Source organism: Paenibacillus qinlingensis, from assembly GCF_031455095.1.
Classification (GTDB): domain Bacteria; phylum Bacillota; class Bacilli; order Paenibacillales; family NBRC-103111; genus Paenibacillus_E; species Paenibacillus_E qinlingensis_A.
Genome location: NZ_JAVDSB010000008.1, coordinates 255,975 through 278,121 on the forward strand (window position 1 = coordinate 255,975; position 22,147 = coordinate 278,121).

Annotated in this window: 12 protein-coding genes; all 12 read right to left on the minus strand. The window is 46.5% G+C overall.

What is annotated here, in order from left to right; all coding sequences use genetic code 11:
- Positions 1 to 9 precede the first annotated feature (9 nt).
- Positions 10 to 972: a Gfo/Idh/MocA family protein gene (locus J2736_RS21195; RefSeq protein WP_310500569.1), complete on the minus strand. Its 963-nt coding sequence runs from the start codon at positions 970 to 972 to the stop codon at positions 10 to 12.
- A 174-nt stretch (positions 973 to 1,146) separates the two neighbouring features.
- Positions 1,147 to 2,724: an extracellular solute-binding protein gene (locus J2736_RS21200; protein WP_310500570.1), complete on the minus strand. Its 1,578-nt coding sequence runs from the start codon at positions 2,722 to 2,724 to the stop codon at positions 1,147 to 1,149.
- Positions 2,725 to 3,005: 281 nt separating this feature from the next.
- On the minus strand, positions 3,006 to 9,839 hold the full coding sequence (locus J2736_RS21205) for an Ig-like domain-containing protein (RefSeq protein WP_310500571.1): 6,834 nt from the start codon (positions 9,837 to 9,839) through the stop codon (positions 3,006 to 3,008).
- Positions 9,840 to 10,107: 268 nt separating this feature from the next.
- On the minus strand, positions 10,108 to 10,977 hold the full coding sequence (locus tag J2736_RS21210) for a carbohydrate ABC transporter permease (RefSeq protein WP_310500572.1): 870 nt from the start codon (positions 10,975 to 10,977) through the stop codon (positions 10,108 to 10,110).
- 28 nt (positions 10,978 to 11,005) lie between these two features.
- Complete coding sequence (locus J2736_RS21215; RefSeq protein WP_310500573.1) at positions 11,006 to 11,962, minus strand: ABC transporter permease; 957 nt, start codon at positions 11,960 to 11,962, stop codon at positions 11,006 to 11,008.
- 101 nt (positions 11,963 to 12,063) lie between these two features.
- Positions 12,064 to 13,269 carry a glucuronate isomerase gene (locus J2736_RS21220; RefSeq protein ID WP_310500574.1) on the minus strand — a complete coding sequence of 402 codons (1,206 nt, stop codon included), beginning with the start codon at positions 13,267 to 13,269 and terminating at the stop codon, positions 12,064 to 12,066.
- Between the two features lie 447 nt (positions 13,270 to 13,716).
- On the minus strand, positions 13,717 to 14,709 hold the full coding sequence (locus tag J2736_RS21225; RefSeq protein WP_310500575.1) for an aldo/keto reductase: 993 nt from the start codon (positions 14,707 to 14,709) through the stop codon (positions 13,717 to 13,719).
- 39 nt (positions 14,710 to 14,748) lie between these two features.
- Complete coding sequence (locus J2736_RS21230) at positions 14,749 to 16,527, minus strand: glycoside hydrolase family 36 protein (protein ID WP_310500576.1); 1,779 nt, start codon at positions 16,525 to 16,527, stop codon at positions 14,749 to 14,751.
- Entirely contained in the window at positions 16,524 to 16,898 is a 375-nt protein-coding gene (locus tag J2736_RS21235) for a cupin domain-containing protein (RefSeq protein ID WP_310500577.1), read from the minus strand. The genes J2736_RS21230 and J2736_RS21235 overlap by 4 nt, the downstream gene beginning before the upstream one ends.
- Before the next feature lie 4 nt (positions 16,899 to 16,902).
- Positions 16,903 to 19,113: an alpha-galactosidase gene (locus J2736_RS21240; RefSeq protein WP_310500578.1), complete on the minus strand. Its 2,211-nt coding sequence runs from the start codon at positions 19,111 to 19,113 to the stop codon at positions 16,903 to 16,905.
- Positions 19,114 to 19,138: 25 nt separating this feature from the next.
- The gene (locus tag J2736_RS21245) at positions 19,139 to 20,521 is read right to left on the minus strand and encodes an MATE family efflux transporter (RefSeq protein WP_310500579.1); all 1,383 of its coding nucleotides are present in this window, start codon (positions 20,519 to 20,521) and stop codon (positions 19,139 to 19,141) included.
- Positions 20,522 to 20,534: 13 nt separating this feature from the next.
- Positions 20,535 to 21,920, minus strand: a complete 1,386-nt coding sequence (locus tag J2736_RS21250; protein ID WP_310500580.1) for a family 4 glycosyl hydrolase — start codon at positions 21,918 to 21,920, stop codon at positions 20,535 to 20,537.
- Positions 21,921 to 22,147: the final 227 nt, after the last annotated feature.

Sequence of the window (22,147 nt, forward strand, 5' to 3'; positions counted from 1 at the left end):
CCCATTCCTCTACAAAGTTGGAACCGTAATAGACATCGTGCTTCCTGACGCGTTAGCCAGCTTCGTGTAATGAACAAGTGCTTGGGTTTTCAAATAATCACTGCCGCTAGTTTCTGCTTCGCGCCCTTCACGAAGTGCGGCCAAAAATTCCGCCAATGTATCCGTTTCATCTACACCGGTTAGATCATGAACGACTTCAACTTTGCCATCTCGGATTAAGCGAATCTCCTTATCAACCACTTCCATAGCGCCTTCTGTTCCTTCGATTCGCCAATTGCCGCTCCACGGTGTCTCCGTCCCTCTTGCAGAAATGGATGCTTGATAGGCCGCTGTAATGCCCCCTTCCATTTCGAAAAAGGCATACGCATTAATCAATGCCCCCTCCTCTTGCCAGGCGCCGATTGGATTGTACAGCTTCGCTTGAACTGATTTCCCTTCTCTACCCGTGAAATAACGAATCATATCTAAGTGATGCACACCGATGTCATCCAGAATACTAACGGTATATCTCCGCGCTACATGATGATATCTGTAGAACTGAATATCCATAGACGAAATGCTGCCGATTGCACCTTCGTCCAAAAGCTGTTTCATTTTCCGAACATAAGGCATTCTGCGGTAATTTTCTGCGATCATAAATGGGATGTTTTCCCTAGATGCGCGAGCTACAATCTCGAGGGATTCCTCATAGTCAAAGGAAATCGGTTTCTCGCAGAGAACGGCCAACTTACGGTCAAATGCCGCATGGTTCACCACGGTGTGCATCATTGGCGAAGTCACATTGACCAGGAAATCCCCCTGTTCGTTCTGCAATGCTTCTTCTAATGACGTGTAAAAGGGAAAGGGATCACCCTGCATCTTCTCTTTCATGGACAAATCAACTTCAACAACAGCTGCTAATAGGCCCTGATCTCTTAACCGTTTATACCAACTGAACCCGGCTGAACCCAAACCAACCAATATCGCTTTCATATGTCAAATGCCCCCTTAAGAATCCATCGAATTTTATAGCCTTTATTATAGATAATTATCCACCTAAGCAAAACGTCTAAACTTACGCCAGCATGTGTTTTTTTACGATTTTCATATAAAAAAGCACCCCTCTGCAAAATACACTACGCGAGAGGGATGCTCCTATAGATACCTTTATTTCGTGTCAATCATAATTGCGCCTTGCTTTTTGTTCCAACGTTCTGTCGCTTCTTTAATAATTTCGGTGCCGCCTTTGGCTTTGTATTCTTCAATGACTTTCGGCCAATCGGAGATCGGTTCTTTGCCATAAATCATTTTGATCATGTGATCAACGATGATTTTCGGACCTACGTCTGGTTGAGGAGCTGCAAGATCTGGAAATTTAGCAAAGCTGCTCAAATCCGGATAAAATCCGATACCAGGTAAACCTTCTTTCGAAAGGACTTCGTCGAATGCTTTCAAAGTCGTTTTTCCATCATCGTTTAGCTGCAATCTTGGTTTATTGTAGGTAGAGTCATGTACCGCCCAAAGCGTTCCACTGCGGAACCCTTCTTCATCAATTTCTTCTTTGGTTACTGGGAATTTATAATTAATCGCACCGCTGCTGTCCTTGGTATACGTATCGCCTTCGATACCGAAGGTGAAGAATGTTTCTGCATCCTTGGAAGTCATCATCCAATCGAACATTTTGATAATGCCGGCAGCCGTATCAGGCTTCACGTTTTTATTAATATAGAACGTCCGTACGACGGGTGAATAAAGGAAGTAACCACCTTTGCCCTCCGGCCCCTTCGGAGAAGGAATGATATCCGCTTTAAAGTCTGGATTGAGTGCTCTCAGCTTGGTTTTTGATCCCGGCAATCCGGAAGCATTCTGCGACCAGATCCCTGCTTTCCCTGCGTCTAGGCTTTTGTTGTAATCCGTAGCCGAAATGGTTGCGAATTCCTTCGGAATCAAACCTTCCTCATACATCGTTTTATAGGCCGTCAGTGCTTTCTGTACATTTTCGGAATCGAAGAACTTCGGAACCACTTGACCGTCCACGAGTTCAAATTGATCCTTATATGGCAGTACATCGTAAGCTCCCAGAAGGACGTCAGCATACTTGAAGTTTTCCCTCATTTGATACGGACTCTCCACGCCTAACTTCTTGAACTCACGCAGAACATTCAGAAACTCCTCAACCGTTTTGGGAGCTTGCAGCCCCGTTTTCGCTAGCAAATCGGTACGAATGTAAGTGGCACGACGGGAAGGATTGCTCAAATATTCAGGGATGCCATAAATCTTGCCATTGTATGACACACTCTCCCAAGCTGCTTTAGGGACATTTTTCATTAAATTAGGACCATACTGTTTCAACAGATCGTCCAGCGGCATAAATACACCGTTCTCAACCGAACCCGACATCGACTTACTGCCTGGACCACCGATACTGCCGACAACATCGGGAATATCGTTACTTGCGAACATAACTCCGAATTTAGCATCCTCTACAACCCTGACGTCCAAATCCGTATTAGTTAATTCTTCAAGCTTCAGAACCCACTTATCCTTGTTTAAATCAGGTACTTTGGTGTGGTAGCCCGTACTTACTGTGGTTGGAAAAAGAAGCGAGAACTTAACCGGCGCTGGCTTCGTATTCGCCGATGGCTGAGGGGAAGCATCCCCAGCTACTTTTCCATCTGAAGAACATGCCGTCAATGCAGTTGCCGTCATCATGACTGCAAGACTAAGACTGATCATTTTTTTCATTGAAAACCCCTTCTTTCCTCATTCTACTGAAAGCGATTGCATCGATCTGTGATTATCATAACGATTACTCTCGGATTACTGAATGTATTAATTTAAGACTCTATGTGATTTTATACGATTGCTGGAAGCGCTGGATGCTAATTCTCCCAGTATGAGAGCAATAGATGGAATTCATACAGTTAATTTCTAACAAAATCCGCGAAATAGCCAGCCTTGCTCGAATTAACTGTACTCCCTCCATCTAATCGCAAATTCTCAAGTAATACTTTGACAGGCTTGCATCAGTTAATAAATTGTAAAGATTGCAGCATTCGCTTCAGCATGGTAGCCGCTTGTGCACGTGTTGCAGGTTCCGTCGGTGCGAAGACTTTGTCCGTCATACCTTGAATAAGACCAGCTGTCAGTGCCTGTGCGACTGCTGTCTTCGACCAGTCACCGATTATTGAACGGTCCGCGAAGCGATCTATGACGGAGTTGCCTGCTTGGATTTCCTTACCGCCAACTTTCATCGCACGCATCATCATCGCCACCATTTGTTCGCGAGTGATGTTTGCGATAGGTTTAAAGGTACCATCCTCATAGCCGTTGATCAACCCAGCTAGATACGCTGTGCTAACAGCTCCAGCAAACCAGTCGCCTGGCTGTACATCACGGAATGCATTCGATTTCTTCTCAGCTAATCCAAGCGAACGAACGAGCATAGCCGCAAACTCAGCACGCGTGACTTGCGCCTCTGGCGCGAACAGCTTATCCGTTATTCCGTTAACAATCCATTTATTTGCCAGCAGCTCAACATCGGCTTTGGCCCAATGCCCAGCTAAATCTGCAAAGGATTGATTGGATTGAATGACCGTGTATATGCTGTTGTGCGGTGAGCGAATCGTAGCTTCAGAGGATCCATTATTCGTCGTAATCAGAGCTGGTACGAAATGGATCCCATTATTCGCATCGATCCAAACCGCCGTTACCTTGCTTGGGTCACCTATCCATGTGCCAAGGCTGATGGTGCGGTTCACATAGACGCCGCCAAAATCACTTAATTCTTTCCCATTAATCGTAATTGTAAAATCAATAGGATTCGCAACTACTTGCTTTGCGTTCAGTCTATTGACTGCTGCATTGACATCGTCTCCGGCTTTGCCTAAAACCTTAGATATCACAATGCTTATTGTAGAGTCCTTAGCTATATCTTTAAACAATTGTACTGGCAGCTCATATACGGCACTATTCGCTTTAATTTGAATCACCGCATCAGCTTGTTTCTTGATTGCGTTCAGGATCGACTGGGCAGGCAGTACCACATTTACAATGGGTTCGCTGCCCTTCACTTCGATCACGACAACGGGAATCGCTAAGGCTTTCTCCAACTTATCCGCATCTAGGGTGACTTTGGTCACCGACTTTCCATCCGCCGTTGTTTCTTTGGTTACTTTAGCATCTTTATCCAAATCAATGATACCCGTTGTTCCTGAACTAGAACCAGTACTTGACCCAGTACCTGATCCTGATCCAGAATCTGACCCTGAATCTGTCGTACGCGCTGTCACTGTGATCGTCGCTTCTGCCTTCAAGGACGCCCCCTCAACGGTTCCCTGTACTTTGAAGGTACCTGCCGACGCGTACTGCGTAGCTTCGATGTTGTTCCAAACGACACCTAGCTGCCTAGTCGAATTATCGCTGTAAACCGCTGTTACTACCGTTGGCAGTACAGGTGCTGTTCCAGCTGTTGTTGTGATTGTGATTGGTGAGTAATTTACTATAACGGGTAATGGAATATCCACTGCCGTAACGGTGATAGTAGCTAAAGCCTTATACGTTACGCCAGTAACGCTCCCTTGCACGTTAAAGCTCCCTACAGCTGCATATTGGGAAGCGAGAATAGGATCCCAGACTACTGCCCGCTGTCCTGTTGAGTTGTCACTGTAAACCGCCGTGACTACTGTCGGTAACACAGGTGCTATGCCCACGTTAGTTGTGATGCTAAGCGGTGCAATTCCGATAATGTCAGTGGACATATGAAGAGAAGTTGGTGCCGAAATCATAAACTTACGTGAATACGGGTCTGTCCCTTTGGACCTTACGGTCACTTTGGAAAGATCAGTTATTCCACTCGGTAACATATAGCTTGTTAGACCCCCTGGTAGATTAGCAAGTACCGTTGTCTCATTGTACACCGTGTATCCTTCACTTAACACATTGGCGTCCCACTTCAACAGGTTACCCGATTCGCTTGCTTCAAGCGTCAGATGTTGCGGAGGAAGCGGCGCATTGAACACTTGTACTTGTGTCAGACGTGGAGGTCCAGTAAGATCTGTGCCTGCATTTCCACCAGAAGCGTTCTCTACCATTACCTTCATATATCTGGCATGGTAAGTCTTACCTAGGTTAATGGGGTACGAACTATCTGCGGAGTCCGCACCGCTATCCTTATTACCAGTCTCATACGTATACCCTAAGGCTGTCTGTTTCTCCACTTGTTGAAAGACCATGTTGTTAAAGTCAGCCGCCGATGAATGATCTCCAAAGTCAGGAGATACAGACACCGTTGCACCTTTTAACCTCGTGGATTTGGCAAACAATCTAATTTGGCTAAAATCCATAGCTTGACCAAGGTCGATGACAAAGCTGCCTTTGCGCTCCCCGTCTGTACCTAGCCAAGAATAATTACCGATTTGTTCCAAATTAGTCACGTTCGTTACTGTCCATTTGGTCGGGTCCTGCAAGACACCATTGGTCAATTTATCGGCATTTCCATATCCATTTGCCGCAGCAGATTGCAACTGAATCGGGTTAGCGCCAACTGTCGGCCCAACATTGTAAGCTTTCTTATTTAGCGCAAGGTTGACGGATGACACCCCAGAAGCCACTTTGCTTATGGTAATGTCGGATAGCCCGAGCTCAGCGTCATAGGCCGAGTTGGTCCCATTAGCAGAGCTGCGATAAATCCCCCACTTCGGTCGCAAATATTGGTCAAAAGCAGCCGGATACTCCGTCTCAAAGCCCCCAGCTCGTTCTGGTCTGCGCCATAAGTCTTTGACCCCGTCGCCTGTACCTTGATTCCCGAACACTTGATACACATCGGGACTGTCAAACGTGTATACCTTGCCCGTGACTTGATCTGTAATCTTAATGGTAAGCCAGCCGCTATCTGAAATATGAGCATTAAGCTCAACCTTAATCCAATGTCCATCGATTTCTCTTAATGGAATTGTCATCAGGTTCTTATCGCCGTCATAACGGTTATGATTGACAACCAGATTCCTGTTCGTCGTACCGGAAATGGACATCGCAAGAATATAGGCGCCATTTTCACCACCGTTGTTACCACCAGGTAATGTATCGGCCAATTGGCGATTGGTAGCCTTCAACTGGAAGATATGTCTGAAGTTTGACTGATTCCATTGCGTGCCATCTGGAATGTTCCACATCCACGAATAGGAAACCACATCGCCTTCGTACGCTACAAAATCGCGATTGGAATCTTCGCTCGGGCGAATTTCAATGCGTTGTCTGTCCGTAACAGCCGCACCATCCACAACATAACCTAAGGTTTTGTCGAAAACACCCTTGTGCCCATACTCCCCATCGCGGACCTTATCCAGGAATTCGTTATTCAGACCTCTGCCGTTGGCTGTAATTTTAAATACATTCTTTTGTAACGTGCTATCCCAAACGCTCTTAATGTGATCGTCGGCAGCCGTCGCTTGTGGTTGATTTCCATAAAATTCATGGTAGCCATCTCTTATTCTTTTCGTGATACCTTCTACAGGTTCGTCGGTACCCATGGCTCCGCCTAACACGTTATAGGGAGATACACCTTCAATTGCGTTCATCTTAATCGTCTTGTCATTTCCACCATATCCTCGAGCTATGACATCCACTGCAAATAACGAAGAAGCACCACTGTTGAAATGGAACCACCATTCATTCGTGCCCAGCGGTAATTTAGCCAGATAGGAAGGTGTAAAAGTAATCGTGTTGCCGGATAACATGTAATCCGTGTTTAGTAAAAGTGTATGATCCCCTTTGGTGATGCTCGTGAGCACTTTCCCCCCAAGGTTCATCGTGGTAGATATCGGTGCAACCTGATCCCATGTACTGTAGGTATCTTTTGCCGGTACTAAAGCAGTTGCATTCGTTACGACGTCTTTGCCGTATATCTTCAAGCCAGATAACCCCATCATGGAATTAGCCTCATTCGCACGCCGATCACGAGGGCCAACTAATACCGTGTTAACCATGACATAACGTGCAGTAAACGGGTATAAGAATGTCTTCGTATCATAGCCCCATTGTTGACCATTGTACGTCATATAAGACCACAAACCTTCCGTTTCCGTACCCCCGGCTAATGTCCAGCCGTTGGCTTTCCAATCATACTGTTGCGCCCCATCAGAAGCTGTAGGAGCACTCGCCCAAGAAGCAGGATTATTGGTGTAATACACCTCAAATCTGGTTGCATTACTTTGGATATTCGCTATAGTGTTGGGAATTTCAAGATACAGTTTATCAATGACTTTAGGCGCGCCTAGGTCAAGAGTTAAGGCTAGTGAGGATGGCGAATAGTCCCCCTTATAGACAGTTGAATTCGCATTTTGCCAATAGCCGCTGCCTCCCGAACGCAATGCATCTATCCCCGGATGATCGGTAGCTTCCGAGCTTACTTTGAAATTGACGCCAGCTTGCGGTGTAAAGCGTGATGAATCCAACAAGTTGACAGAGCTTGTAGGAATTACTGGAACTTCCGTTACCGAAGGTTCGCCATATACATTGAATACATTCGCTTTAATTCCGCCAGCACTATTATCGAGCGTGACATCGGATACAAGCAATATATACTGGGCTGCAACGGGTACAGCCAATGTATGACTAGCCTTTTCGTTATTTTCTAATGCTGTCGTTTTCCCTACATCAGGGATTGGCTGCCAGAGGGAACCATTTGCGGTCTCAAGCGGTTTACGCGTTGCATCTGAAGTAGCCGAAAGGGCATTGCCCTCTTTGAGCTCATCATAAGCTGCCGCATCATTCGCATAGTAAACCTGATAGTTTTTCAAAAACTTACTGTTACTCGTCCATTCAATTTGAATTTTACTTACATCTATTTTATGCTCCAGCTTGACAGCAGCCCAGTACTGGTAACCGTCCGTTTTCGTTAACGAGCTATTCGCCTGCCAAGCAGTTGTCGCATTATCATCAATAAAATTTCCTTTGCTGTTGCCGCTGCTAGACACGACTTTAATTGAAGCCCCTGGCGTAACCGCCCAGTTCTTATAACTGGAAAGATTCACTTCCACATAAGGCTGAATTTGAGCTGTGTTCGTTATTCCTGGGCTGTTGAATTCCCCATAAATCTTTTGAATTCCTGTTTGATCCGGATGGTAGCCATTGGAGCTCCATGTTACGTTCACAGACTCAGTTGCCCCCGTACTTAGCGTTACATCAAGCTGTGAAGGTAAAGTTAAACTACCGAATGCCGTACCCTCGGCAGCTGACACGGCTGCTGGCCTTGCCCACGCAACAGCATCTTTCAATTGTGCACGGGGATTCCAGCCATTAGGGAAGATATAGCTATTTTTATCCCTTTTGATTAAGTGTACATCTGACAGATACATCGTTGCTGATTGCCATTCATCTGCATAGGCTGTATCCCCCTCACCATTATACATCCCCCGGTATAGGCCCCATTTGGACCGGTTTTGTTGACCCGCTTCAACTGGCAGATCACCTCTTTCCAATCGGCCCGTAGACGGGTTGGTCACTTCAGGTCTTCTATACGTTTCCGCTGTCATCCCGCCTTCAAACAACACGTCACCTGACTCCAGATCGACAAGCTTCCCATATAGATAACCTTTATCCGCCGTTAAAATAGTCACTTCCATATCAAGCCAGCGATCCGCAATCTGATCGAATGGAATTGAGAATAAGGGCTTAATGCGATCCGCCGCACTGCCATCTGGATTGTTTCTAAATTCAAGCTGACCTTTGCCTTCGCTGGAAACCAAAGTCAGCGTAGTTACTGGCTGACCAGCTGCGTTGCCTGCAATTTCTTTTAATTGAAAGATGTGAAAAAACCGATGAGGATTAATAAAATCGCCAGCTTTGTTCTCACCAACATCTTGTTGGAACCTTAGTGTTTCCGAAGGGAGCATGAGTCTCCAGTGGTGCGTCATAATGTCGCCGCCTACACTATTGGCATTGATGTTAGCTGCACTGGTATTGCTCTTAATCTCCAAGCGCTGCCTGTCGCTGTCCACGGCTCCACGATCACCGTCATCCCGACTTACACCTGTTGGCGTAACAAAAGGTTTAAACTCATGAAACCGCAAAATATCCGAGTTAAGTTTGGATGTACCTGGCACATTCGCAATGCCATATTTGGTTAGTGCATTCACATCGTTTCGCCCAATCGTCTGCAAATACATATTGTCTCCTAACCAAGTTTCATTCACAGTCGAAGCCACAGGGTAGTCCCCTGAACGGTCATATACGGACTCTGCCCATGGCTTACCACTGTAGGAAGACGGGACGCCAGGACCCTCGATAGAACCCGTTCCACTGCCATTGCCTATTTTGGAAGCGCCCATCACATCCCAGGCGGATTCACCTGCTTGAATATTCAGTGGCGAGTAGGTATCAGTGGGCCCCATATTTCCGGCTAAAGGGGGCACTGCTGAATTTACCGTAACCGTGATCGTATATTTTTTGCTATTACTGCTATTCTGACTATCCGTTACGACCAAATAATAGGTTGTCGTTCCATTTGGTGAGAATTGATCCATTTTTGCATCACCTTTGTTCAGGCCGCTGGTTGCAAAAGGAATCATCGTCGTTTCGTCACTTCTATACAGGACTGCGTTTGCACCATTAGTTGTTACATTCAGCATTTGATAGATCGTACCGTAGGGCAAAGATACTTCAATTGTTGCATTGTGAAGATCAACGACTGCATGAACTGGCTTATTCACGTGTATGTCCAAAATGCCCAAGTTGTCTTCCGGCGCTGCATGAACCGTTGTTACTGGATTCATGTTGAATAACGTAAGAGCAAGAGCTAGTGATAGCAATACGCTTACCGCCTTTTTAAGTACTTGTTGCTTCAACATCTTACTGAACATTCTAAAGCCTCCTCTGAGTCAGTTACACCTACTTGAAACAAGGGGTTCTCGTTCACTGTGAAATCGCTTCCATAATAAACGTAAGAATCATCTCCTTCCTTCCCTTGCCTTACTAAGTGTAAATCACATTCTTATTTCCATAGATGGAAAAATTTACGATTGAGGTTGATTTATTTACGATATGAGCTGTCATCCATGAGGTGATAAAAAACCACCCCAACATATGCTGACGGGATGGCTGATTTCACAACTTTTCAACTTTATATGATTAAGATTTCACCGAACCCACCATCATACCTTGGATAAAGTGTCTTTGCAGGAACGGATATACACACAGGATTGGAATCGTAGCTACCACAATGACCGCCATCTTAATTCCTTCCGGTGAGAGGAGCTGCAAGAGCTCAGAGGATACGTCCGATTGCCCCATCTGATCCGTAAATACAATTTCCCTTAGCCGCACTTGCAATGGAATCCATTGACGATGATCGATATAGAAGACGGCCTCTGCATAACGGTTCCAGTGACCTACTGCATACATGATGCCCATTGTAGCCATCGCTGGTTTAGACAGCGGCAAGACAATATTCCAAAGTATGCGGAACTCTCCGCAGCCGTCCATACGTGCTGAATCCAGCAGTTCAGAAGGCAGGTTCAGGAAGAACGAACGCATCACGAACAAGTTAAACGCGCTTATCGCCATGGGAAGCATTAATGCCCATAGGGTATTCAGCATCCCTAATTGCTTGATCAATAAATAGTTGGGAATTAACGGTGCGCTGAAAATTAAAGTAAACAGTACCAACAGCAGAACCGATTTACGGTACAAATACTCAGGTCTCGACAATGGATAAGCAAGTGTTGTTGTCATAAACAAGTTAATGAACGTTCCAAATACCGTTATAATGAGACTATTCCGAAACCCCAGCCATATCGTCGGATCCTGCAAAATTAGTTTATAGCTGCCTAGTGTAAAACCTACAGGCCACAGGGATACCTCACCCGCATTTATCGCCGTGTTATTACTTAAAGATTGCGCAATAATGTGAATAAGCGGCAGCACCATGCTAAGTCCAAGCGCACCTAACAAGACTAGGTTGAATATATTAAAGATTTTATGGCCTCTTGTCATAATCATAGCGATTCACCTCCGGTCTCCTTCCGTATCAGTACAAGCCTTCTCCGGTCATTTTCTTACTAAACGTATTGCTGAGCATAATTAACATAAGACCCACAACCGACTTGAACAACCCAATAGCCGTCGTATAGCTGTATTGCCTATCAACAAGTCCTGCCCGATACACAAACGTATCAATAATCTCCCCATTCTCGTTATTGAGCGGGTTAAGAAATACGAAGACGCGTTCGAAACCGAAATCCAGAAAATTACCAATTTGCAGCAAAAATAAAATAACGATCGTTGGTAAAATACTAGGTATCGTGATGGAGAACACTTGACGTATGCGACTGGCTCCATCAATTTGTGCCGCTTCGTAGAGGTCAGGATTAATGCCCGCAATCGCTGCTAAATAGATGATCGTCCCCCAACCGCTATCCTTCCAAATCCCCGAACTAATGAGAATGGTCCGAATATAGCTGCTTTCCCCTAAGAAATAAATGGGCTCTACACCAAACAAGGAAAGCAAGTGATTGACGATCCCCGTAGATGGCGACAATACCCCAACCACAACGCCACCGACGATGACCCAGGATAGGAAATGTGGCATATAAACCACCGTCTGTACAATCCGTTTGTAAGCCATGATGCGTACTTCATTAATGAGAAGCGCCAATACGATGGGAACCGGAAATGCGAAACAGATATCATAAATGCCGATTATGATCGTATTCTTTAATATTTGCAGAAAGTCGGTGTAAGCAAACATCCGTTGAAAATGTTCTAAACCTACCCAAGTACTACCTTTTATTCCTTTGAAGATGTTGTAGTTTTGAAACGCGATGACCGAACCGAGTAAGGGGATATATTTAAATAGTAAGAAATAAATAATCCCTGGTAATGAGATCACATAAATCGGCCAATGTTTTCGCATAAATGCCCATTTTTGACCTTGCGTTGAAAACGTATACATGGCGTGATCGGATGGTTGTATTTTACTGGCCATGTTGTCCTCCCCTTCTTGCCTGCTGCATCAATTTGACTTCTTCATCTTACTGGGGTTATGTCAAAGTAGACATGGTGAAACTTATAGCGCTTTGTGTTTTTTTACGATTTGGAAACGCCATAACGCTTTGCTGCACTACTGTACAGCCAATTCTCTGCCACATAGATTGCCGTATCGTAATCGATCCAGCCTGACTCGATTTGTCCCCATAAAAAATCGCTCATGATTTTTTTAACAAGCCATATCTTGCCGTAGCTCCACTCTATGCACCTGGCATCGGAGACGATGAGTGAACTTTTGATGGCCGGAAGCGCCTCAAGACGGTACTGCATACTATCTCGATAGGTACTCGTCCGGAAGTTAAACCACCAATGTCCACCTACATGCACATTCGGAAAATTCCAAGCCGCTTGCACAATATCCAAATTGTTAAGCTCTGAAGCCACTACAAGCTCAAATGTGCATCTCGCATACGTATCAAACAAGGCAGACAGCTTAAGGATGCGAGCTGGATCATTGACCGGCGTGGCTGTTCCACACCAGGAACGTTCCACTCCGAGGAAGAGCTGTATGAGAAGTCCCCTTTGCTCAGCAGCGGCTCCTAATTCGTGCAGCAGCATCATTAATATCTCATCCTTGGTGCTGTCTGGCCCAATCTCAACCTTGCAGTTAGCGCTCGCTTCATAGCTCGGCAATGTGGTCATGATGCCCACGTAACCCGCTTCCTTATAGCTATCCAAGAGCTGCGCCAGCTGACCACTCGCTTGAACGAATGCTTCTGCAGGGTTAGGAGACATCTGAACTTCTTTGGTCCATCCGCCCAATTTGCCATCAATTCGCGGGATCAGAATGGCGTTATCCCGCATTCCTTGAAAATCTGCATGTTCGGGGATGTTCACGACAAATCGGCTAACATGCAATCGGTCTGCTACCTCTTGCGCCCACGTTGACCGCCCAGCACTTTGTTTTACGGCAGCGTCAGCCTCTCTAACCGAAGACGCGTCATCGATGACGATGCCATATAAATGCTTGAACATGTGCGTCATCGCGATATTCATCATCGTATTTTTTGACCCATGATAAGCTTCCAAGAAAGCCGTAATCCGCTCATCCTCAGGGAGCTCCATCGCATTCGCCGGGTAACCGGCAGCCTGCAGCTCACGAAACAACCAGAAATAATGAGCAATCTCCCAGAAGTCGCCAGCACAGAGCCGATCCCCCACGAGGTGGGTGTGCGTATCCACAACGGGCAGCTGCATAATCTGCGCCTCCAAGATTTCCTTCCCCTGCTTCATCTGCCTATTCATTCCTCTTCCTCCTTCAGCAAGCCTTATAGTCTGATGGTACATGGATTACTTGATCTGTTACATGGGATAACTTCCACTGGGTTGTGATTTTTTATGATCGTTGAAAAGAGGATAAGACACCGTCGGCTAGCTCGCGTCGGATGACGCCACCTGCTCCTATTAGAGCTGGCTGCAGCTCGCTTGCGCACAATTTTTGTGCGCTAGGGCCTCGGCTCAGCCGGCTGCAGCTCGCTTGCGCACAATTTTTGTGCGCTAGGGCCTCGGCTCAGCCGGCTGCAGCTCGCTGGCGCACAATTTTTGTGCGCTAGGGCCCCGGCTCAGCCGACAGCAGCTCTCTTGCGCACAATTATTGTGCGCTAGGGCGGTCTATTGGTCTCTTTTTACAAGTAATCCCTTTCCATAAAAAAGCACCAAATGGACATCCCCTGTCCACCTGGTGCTCTTAGCTTATTTACTTAGTATGCTGTCGATTAGATCCAACTCTTCCTGCGTGAAATCAGGCTGCTTCAAGGCCGCCACATTATCGTCTAACTGGCTGAGTTTGCTTGCGCCGATGAGGGCAGACGTCACATGTCCCTTGCGAAGAACCCAAACTAGGGCCATCTGAGCTAGACTCTGGCCGCGTTCCTGTGCAAGCACATCCAAAAGGCGGGACTTAGCAATCTTCTCCTCCGTAATATCTTCAGGTCTTAAGAACACACTGCCCCCTGCTGCACGGGAATCTGCTGGAATGTTTTTCAAATAACGATCCGTCAGAAGCCCTCTCGCAAGAGGACTATAAGCGATAGATCCCACACCTTCTCTTAGCAAAATGTCCTGCAATCCCTGCTCCAAGCGTCGTTCGAACATGGAATAATGCACTTGATGGATGATGAATGGTGTGCCCAAACCTTTCAAAATAGCTGCAGCTTGCTCCGTCTGCTCAGCACTATAATTAGACACGCCCACATACAGCGCTTTGCCCTGACGGACAGCCTGATCCAAAGCGCTCATCGTCTCTTCCAAAGGTGTCTCCGCATCGAAACGGTGCGAATAATAAATATCCACATAATCCAAGCCTAGTCGCTTCAAGCTTTGATCAAGACTAGCAAGCATGCTTTTGCGGGAACCACGCTCTCCATACGGGCCATCCCACATGCGATAGCCTGCTTTGGTAGCAATAATCAGCTCATCACGGTACGGCTGCAAATCCTTTTTCAAAATCTGACCAAACACTTCTTCCGCTGAGCCCGTCGGTGGACCATAATTATTCGCAAGATCAAAATGCGTAATCCCCAGATCAAAGGCATGACGCGCTAACGCTCTGCTATTCTCAAAGAGATCTACGCCGCCAAAATTGTGCCACAATCCTAAAGAGATTGGCGGCAGCTTAAGGCCGCTCTTTCCGCTTCGATTGTAGGGCATGCCTGCATATCTACTTTCATTTGCTGTATAGTTCATCGCTGTTCCCCCTCCATATGACTGCCGATGTCATTTCTTTTATCCCATGGTAATGGTTGCAAGACCTGACGCCGGAATCGCAACTTTATGCATACCTGCCGTCAACTCAACAGACGACTCCTCTGTAATCTCCCCACAGCAATTACGAATCGTCACCTGCACTACCCCCATCTCACCCGTAACCTCTATATAAAGTCCGTCCAGTCTTCTGCCATTTACGACGATCCATTGAGACACCGGTGCTGCTGCATCGATAGTCACAATCTGGTCCTGGTAGGTAACGATAATCCCGCGATCCTCATGAACTGCTCTAACTAATGGATATAACAATTCTGGATTCATAGGTTCGATAGAGCCGTCCAGCAATAACGTGCGATTCTCTTTCCAGAAGGCAAGCCAGTAGGTAAGCATTTTCAAATGATCAGAAGGCAGTTTATCCAAAAGGACGGATACCTGCGGCACCGAGAACAAACAATTAATCAACTGTAAAGCGGCGCTTTCCACAGGCTCTTCCGGATGCCACATGATCATATCGGCATGCGCAGCCGTGTTCCCACAGATCAGCCTGAGATCAAGCGTTCGCACACGATTCTGGATGCTGTCGTTCGGACAATCGGAAGCACGGAACATGTTACCGTATTTGCGCATCGCAGGGCCGATATACATTTGCCGAAACTCGATCATAATCGCAGGGTTCAATTCTCTCAAACGACCGATTGAATCCGTCAATAGTCGGTCAACCGCAGCAGGTATGGACTCATAATCCTTCCCTTCACCTGTCGAAGGTATTTGCAGCTCAGGCGAATAGAACGTATCAATGAAATCAAGTTTGAAACCGTCTAGACCCCATTCCTTGACCGCTTTCTCATAGGTATTGATGATATATTCTCGAACATCCGGATATCTTGGATCCAACACAGCCGCTCCGTGTCCCTCATTAAAACGCAAAATTTCATGATTGAACCGATTCCAAGCCAGACTGTATTTTCCTATAAAAGGTACTGAGTACCAAAGGATAAACTTCATGCCTAACGCATGAACTGCATCCACATGGCGTTTCATATCGGGGAATTTGCCCTCATAAGACTCCCAATCTCCACAATACGCATATCCTCTGCGGTTATCTGCCGTCTGCCAGCCATCATCCACGATGACAGCTTCCATCCCCAACTGCTTGGCGATACGGCACTGTTCTTCGATTTGCACATCTGTGACGTTCTGATGCATGCTATACCATGTTGAATACATCGGTTCTTTGGCAGCCTCTGGCACGTAGGCTGGTCGATACTCAGGCATCTCGCTCCACCAAGCTTGAACGCCATCAAGGCTTTCATAGTAAGGAACATCTCTTGTGTCTACGAGAAGCTTCGCTTCATACGTTTGAATAGGCGCCGTCGTCTCCGTAAACAATTGGACACAGCAATGAAAATCAGCCATTTCCTCACTGATGCCACCCGAATAGTGCACCGTGTTAAGGGCATCCGAATAAGCAAACGTCATCCGATTGCGACCCAGGCTATTGAACAAGGCGTAGACAGGTGCGGACGCAGCAGCATTGGAGCGCAACGTGCGCATCCAATCCGCCTTAAAGCTCTTATTCCGGTCCTGAGCCGGATGCCAGCTGCCTTGAATATCACAAGCAGGATGTGACCAACGCAGGGTGAAGACAGGAGGCGTTACAGCCTCATCCGCTTCCAATCGCAAGGTAATGAGATCGATGCCCTCCTGCAGCTTCTCCGTTAATAACGTGACGCTAAACCCATGATCCTCACTAGTTAAATTGAAAGTATGGGTATTCGTTTGTATGATTGTGTTCACACGACATCCTCCTGCTGTTGATTCTTATGCCAACTCGCACCCGCATGACACCACACAGTAACAATCGGATCGTCCTCGCTCGAAATGAGATGATGATCCTCTCCTGGCTCAACAATCACAATATCCCCGGTTGTTACTGGTATAAACTCACCATTCAATTCCATCGTTCCAGTTCCTTGCAAAATCATAAATGCTTCACAATCACCGTGAACATGGTAGTCTCTTCCTTCAGGACCATCATTCGTATGGCTGCGTTCGCCCCGTTTTGCAAATGACAGACCGCCTGACGATAAATAAGCACCTGGTAATACATCCTGTAAAATATGACCGTTCCTCTTATCCTGCAAATCGCTCAAACGCAGCTTTTTCATTTGGTTATTCCTCCATTATTAAGCGGTAAAGGTGACTTCGGAAATCGCCCTTCCAGATCGGTAAATGAAGACCTACGTGCATAAGTTCATCCCCTCCAAATATTTCCACACACTCATCCTGATTTCCCGCATCATAGAGTAAATAATTGCTCTCCGGTGCAAGGCCTTTCAATCGCATTTTCCTGAGAGGTGCGTTCGGCTCTGACAGCACTTGAAAAAAAGCAACCAAAGCTTCCTTCTTATCCTCAGAAACGAACATCCAAGCCGCAGTAGTTTGTTCAAAAGGGCTAAATAGTCGGTAAAATTCGCCAAACTGGATCAGATGCCGCAATTGTTTATAAAGTACAACTTGCCCCTTCACGGCTTCCTTGTCCGCTTCCCCGAAAGCTGTCAAATCAAGCTCGTAGCCGAAGTTACCTGACATCGCCACATGCCCACGCATATCAAGCGGCGTCGTCCGATGGACTTGATGATTAGGGACAGCGGAAACATGAGCGCCCATCGAGCTGATTGGATACACGAGACTCGTGCCATATTGAATTTTGAGCCGTTCAACAGCGTCCGTATTATCACTCGTCCATGTCTGCGGCATGTAGTAAAGCATCCCTGGATCGAACCTTCCTCCACCGCCAGAACAACTTTCAAATAATACGTTCGGAAATGCCGAGGTTATCCGTTCCATCACTTCGTAAAGCCCGAGTATATACCGATGGGACGTTTCCCGCTGTCGCTCTGGCGGGAGCTGAGCTGAACCGATTTCCGTCATATTGCGGTTCATATCCCACTTCACATACGTGATAGGACTGCTCGCAAGAATATCAGTGATGACCTTCACGATGTAGTCTCTAACATCTTGTCGCGAATAGTCTAGAACTAACTGCTGCCGTGCTTCTGTCCGCCGCCTACCCGGAACGTGCAGACACCAGTCAGGATGAGCCCGATATAGATCACTATCTGGCGATACCATCTCTGGTTCAAACCATAGGCCGAACTCCAGCCCTTGCTGATTCACACGGTTAACCAGATCAGGCATGCCTTGTGGGAGCTTATTTCGATCGACAAACCAATCGCCGAGTGAGCTTTTGTCATTGTCCCGCTTGCCAAACCAACCATCGTCTAGCACGAGCAGCTCTAAACCGAGCTCCTTACCCACTCGGGCAAGCTCTTCGATTTTATCCGCGTTAAAATTGAAATACGTTGCTTCCCAGTTGTTGATGAGAATCGGTCTATGACGATCACGGAAATGTCCACGGCATAGACGTGTGCGGTACAGCTTATGATACGTGCGCGACATTCCACCGAGGCCCTCTGCCGAATAAACGAGAACTGCCTCTGGCGTCTGGAAGGTTTGCCCTGGCTCCAGCAGCCATGAAAAATCAAACGAATTGATACCCATCACAACACGGGTCGTTCCATAAGGGTCCACCTCAGCCTGTGCAACAAAGCTCCCGCTATAAACAAGACTAAAACCATAGACTTCGCTATGATCTTCATCCGCTTGCTTGGAAAGCAGCGCCACAAATGGGTTAAGTGAATGGCTGCTAGACCCTCTACGACTCTCAATCACAGAACCGCCTGTTACCAGGGGACGTCTTTCGATATGACGCTCACGCGCCCAAGTGCCAGATAAATGAAGCATATCAAAATCACTAGAAGGCATATCGATACCGAAGCTCAATGCTCGAAGCAGCTTCATGGATCGGTTCCCCACATTCAAGAATTGAACAGACCTTGTGATCACATCCAAATCACGAAAAACAGTATACGTAAGTATCACCTTTAATCCGATCACTGAATCTGCCAATACAATATCGAGACTCTCCGCCTCATTTTCATCCTCCACATAAGTGGACGGCATGCCCGTTAATGGTGATTTTCCGGCATAAATCCGGTGGGACTCATAGACGAGCTCACTGACCGTCGTACCGTCTTCCATTTGAACCTGATAGGCCGGAACTCGAAAATCACTGGCTCCATATCCCGGAAACTCCTGCGGCAATGTGTCCAAAGACAGTGTCAAATCATCCGGATCCGTGGATGGAGAGAACGAGCAGCGACGTCGCCTAACGAGCAACCCTCCTGGATTGCTTCCACGTACTCGGCGCCCCCAATGAACATGAGCTATATATTTGGAATTGATCAGCTGCATGATATAGCTCGACGACTTCCCTTGAAGATGGAAGGTTTGCGAAATCGAATCGTAAACAATCCCCATTGTTGACGCGTCCCCTTTATATGAATTAAACCTTCAAATGCTTCCAAGCCCCGCGTTTAAACCTCAAATAAATAAGATTAGATCTCAGAAATTGATCACTTGCCACCGCACTCCATAATCCGATCATGCCCCAATGAAAGACATACACGAACAAGTAGCTGAGTACAACTCTGATTCCCCATACACCAATAAAAGTCGAATACAGCGGATAGCGCGTATCTCCTGCGCCTCGTAAGGCGCCTCCAAGTACAAATTGCGATATTTGTGAGACTTGAATAAAACCAACGATGCGAAGAGCCCAGGCCCCTTCACGAATAATCGTCTCATCATTTGTATACAGCCTAAGGATATGCGGTGCGAACACAATAAATAGCGCCCCCATAAAGCCGGCCACCATCATCCCATACTTTCGAACCTGCCAAACGTATCGTTCGGCAAGATCGGGTTTGCTTACACCTAAGGTTTGCCCAACTAACGTTGAAGCTGCTATCGCGAATGCAGCACCTGGCATAAACGAGATGCCAATAATGCTCGTTACAATTTGCGATGCCGCGATGGCAACCGTTCCTAATCCCGCACAAATTTTCACAAACGTCATAATCCCTAATCGCATGATCAATTGCTCTAGACTACTTGGTATGCCAATCCTCAACATTCGACTGATCATGACGCGATCCAAACGGCTAATCTCTGACCATCCGATTCGAACTGTAAACCTCCCGCTGAACATAACAACGATAAAGCAAATCATCGCTCCGAACTGAACCAGCAACGTAGCCATTGCCGCACCCGTAATGCCCATTTGCGGAAAATCGAGATGACCATAAATCAGCAAGAACCCCAGGGTCACATTCATGCAGCCTGCCAGCACATTGATTATCATCGGTGTCCGGGTATCGCCTGAACCTCGCAGAATAGCAGATATAGCAGATGAAATGGAGGAGAATCCGATTGAGAAAAACATCATTTTTGCATAAGTTAGTCCAGTCTTAACAACCTCATCACTAGCGCCCATTAGTTGAAGCAGACTCTCTGCAAAGGTGACACCTATCGAAACAATAAGGACAGATAAGACAGCACCTAGCATAAGCGACTGCCCAGCTGCTAAATTCGCGTCCCCCATCTTCCCCGCTCCAGTGGAACGAGCAACGATTACGGTTGTACCCGAATTCAGTGCTGCAAAAAGCACAGTCAATAAGGAATAAGGCTGGCTTGTTAAGCCAACTGCTGCAACGGCAACAGCCCCGAGATGTCCGACTAGCATCATCATCACCATTTGAGTTGCATTCATGAGCAACATTTCCGTCAATGATGGACCTGCCAATTTGAAAATCATCCGGCGTAGCGCTTTATCATCCTGCGGATTGATCGAGGCGGATTCACTGGATATCGCTGCATCTGCACTCATGACTGGCCTGCCATTAGATGTTCCATCCAGGCAAATACGCTTTTGTATTGTGCAGCATCTGGTCGAATAATACCTCTGCATCGTGAATATCAATCGTCACTAAGGGATCGTTGATAAACGCTTTAAATGCCAAGTTCTTGTCCTTTTGAAGAGCCGCCTTCAGAATTAACTCCTGATTCATCGTGTGCTGCAAAACCAGATTATTAACCTCCATCGGAAGCTCACCTGCGTAAACCGGGCGCAAGCTGTTCGCAGCGAACACCGCATTCGTTTCTACAACTGCTCCCATGGGAATACCCTTCATTTGTCCAACGTTAGGCACGTTAATATTGGTAACAAATTGCTCAAGTCCAATGAGACCTTTTAACTGTCTCACTTCTTCTTCGCCAGATGTCTTAAGCGGTAATTTCTCCTCACCACTTAGCAGCTTTCCGTAAAAAAGCTCGGTTGCAGCATGCTTGTCAACACGACTTTGGACCGTCGTTAACCCAAACTTCCATGATCGAACCGTCTCAGGATCTTTCAAATACCAAGGAGGCATAAATTCTGCCAAATGTCGGTCGCCCGCCGCAGCAATCACACCATATCGCCGAAATAAATCAAACTTCACGCGGTTAGCCGCCGTATAGGTGTTCGTCATCCAAGCATCTTTGTTATGTTCAAATCCAGATTCATAATAGGTATCAACAAACTTACGATACATTGGAAGTAAGTCCCTATTCTGATACGTCGCTTGATCGATCCATGTAAAATGGTTAATCCCCAACACGTTCACTTTCACTTGATCCCTGTGTACACCCTCTATGCCTTCCATATCCCGCAGCATGCGAATCAGAAGACCTTGTACCCCAAAAATCTCATGGCAGCAGCCAATCGCTTTAATTTTCGGAAACACTTCATAAAGCGTCCGCGTGCAGAGTGTCATTGGGTTCGTGTAATTAAACACCCAGGCGTCCGGCGAATATCGCTCGATCGCTTGTGCAATTTCCACATACATTGGAATGGTACGAAGAGCTCTGAGCAGCCCCCCTGGTCCCGTTGTATCACCAACAGCCTGGTAAATGCCGTATTTCTCCGGGGCATGAACGTCGGATTCCATTTCTTCAAAAGTACCAGGCAGTATCGAAATAAACACAAAATCACACCCGCTCAACGCTTCTTGGAGCGTCGGATACGCCTTGTATGTCCATTTGGATTTCGTCTCTGGATAATCAGCAACCGAGTTACCGAGTTTTTCATTGTTTTGGGCTTTCCTATAGTCAAGATCATACAACCGAATCGTGCCCGACAATTGACCATCCAGCGCCAAATCGGCAATCAGATTTTTAGCCCAATACATCGAACCCCCGCCAATATAAGCGATTTGTATATCGCTGACTTTCTCATTAGCAAATTTCATGTTGCGCCTCCTTCATCTCTTTCAACACCCACATTAGCTATCAGTATAGAAAACAATTCCACATTAGGGGATGGCAAAAATTAAGTCGGGTTGTGATTTTTTACACTTTACAAAAAAGAGAAACTAAAAAACGGAGGCCACTGAAAAACTTAAGGTTTTTGAGTAAATTCAAGCGAGAAAATAAAAATGCGGCACCTAATCCGATTATTCCGGAGAAGGTGCCGCAT

What these genes read in the sequence shown, in the direction of transcription:
- J2736_RS21245 (WP_310500579.1), bottom strand. Translation starts at nt 20,521, where the DNA reads ATGAGTGCAGATGCAGCGATATCCAGTGAATCCGCCTCGATCAATCCG.
- J2736_RS21195 (WP_310500569.1), bottom strand. Translation starts at nt 972, where the DNA reads ATGAAAGCGATATTGGTTGGTTTGGGTTCAGCCGGGTTCAGTTGGTAT.
- J2736_RS21200 (WP_310500570.1), bottom strand. Translation starts at nt 2,724, where the DNA reads ATGAAAAAAATGATCAGTCTTAGTCTTGCAGTCATGATGACGGCAACT.
- J2736_RS21220 (WP_310500574.1), bottom strand. Translation starts at nt 13,269, where the DNA reads ATGAATAGGCAGATGAAGCAGGGGAAGGAAATCTTGGAGGCGCAGATT.
- J2736_RS21235 (WP_310500577.1), bottom strand. Translation starts at nt 16,898, where the DNA reads ATGAAAAAGCTGCGTTTGAGCGATTTGCAGGATAAGAGGAACGGTCAT.
- J2736_RS21225 (WP_310500575.1), bottom strand. Translation starts at nt 14,709, where the DNA reads ATGAACTATACAGCAAATGAAAGTAGATATGCAGGCATGCCCTACAAT.
- J2736_RS21250 (WP_310500580.1), bottom strand. Translation starts at nt 21,920, where the DNA reads ATGAAATTTGCTAATGAGAAAGTCAGCGATATACAAATCGCTTATATT.
- J2736_RS21210 (WP_310500572.1), bottom strand. Translation starts at nt 10,977, where the DNA reads ATGATTATGACAAGAGGCCATAAAATCTTTAATATATTCAACCTAGTC.
- J2736_RS21240 (WP_310500578.1), bottom strand. Translation starts at nt 19,113, where the DNA reads ATGGGGATTGTTTACGATTCGATTTCGCAAACCTTCCATCTTCAAGGG.
- J2736_RS21215 (WP_310500573.1), bottom strand. Translation starts at nt 11,962, where the DNA reads ATGGCCAGTAAAATACAACCATCCGATCACGCCATGTATACGTTTTCA.
- J2736_RS21205 (WP_310500571.1), bottom strand. Translation starts at nt 9,839, where the DNA reads ATGTTCAGTAAGATGTTGAAGCAACAAGTACTTAAAAAGGCGGTAAGC.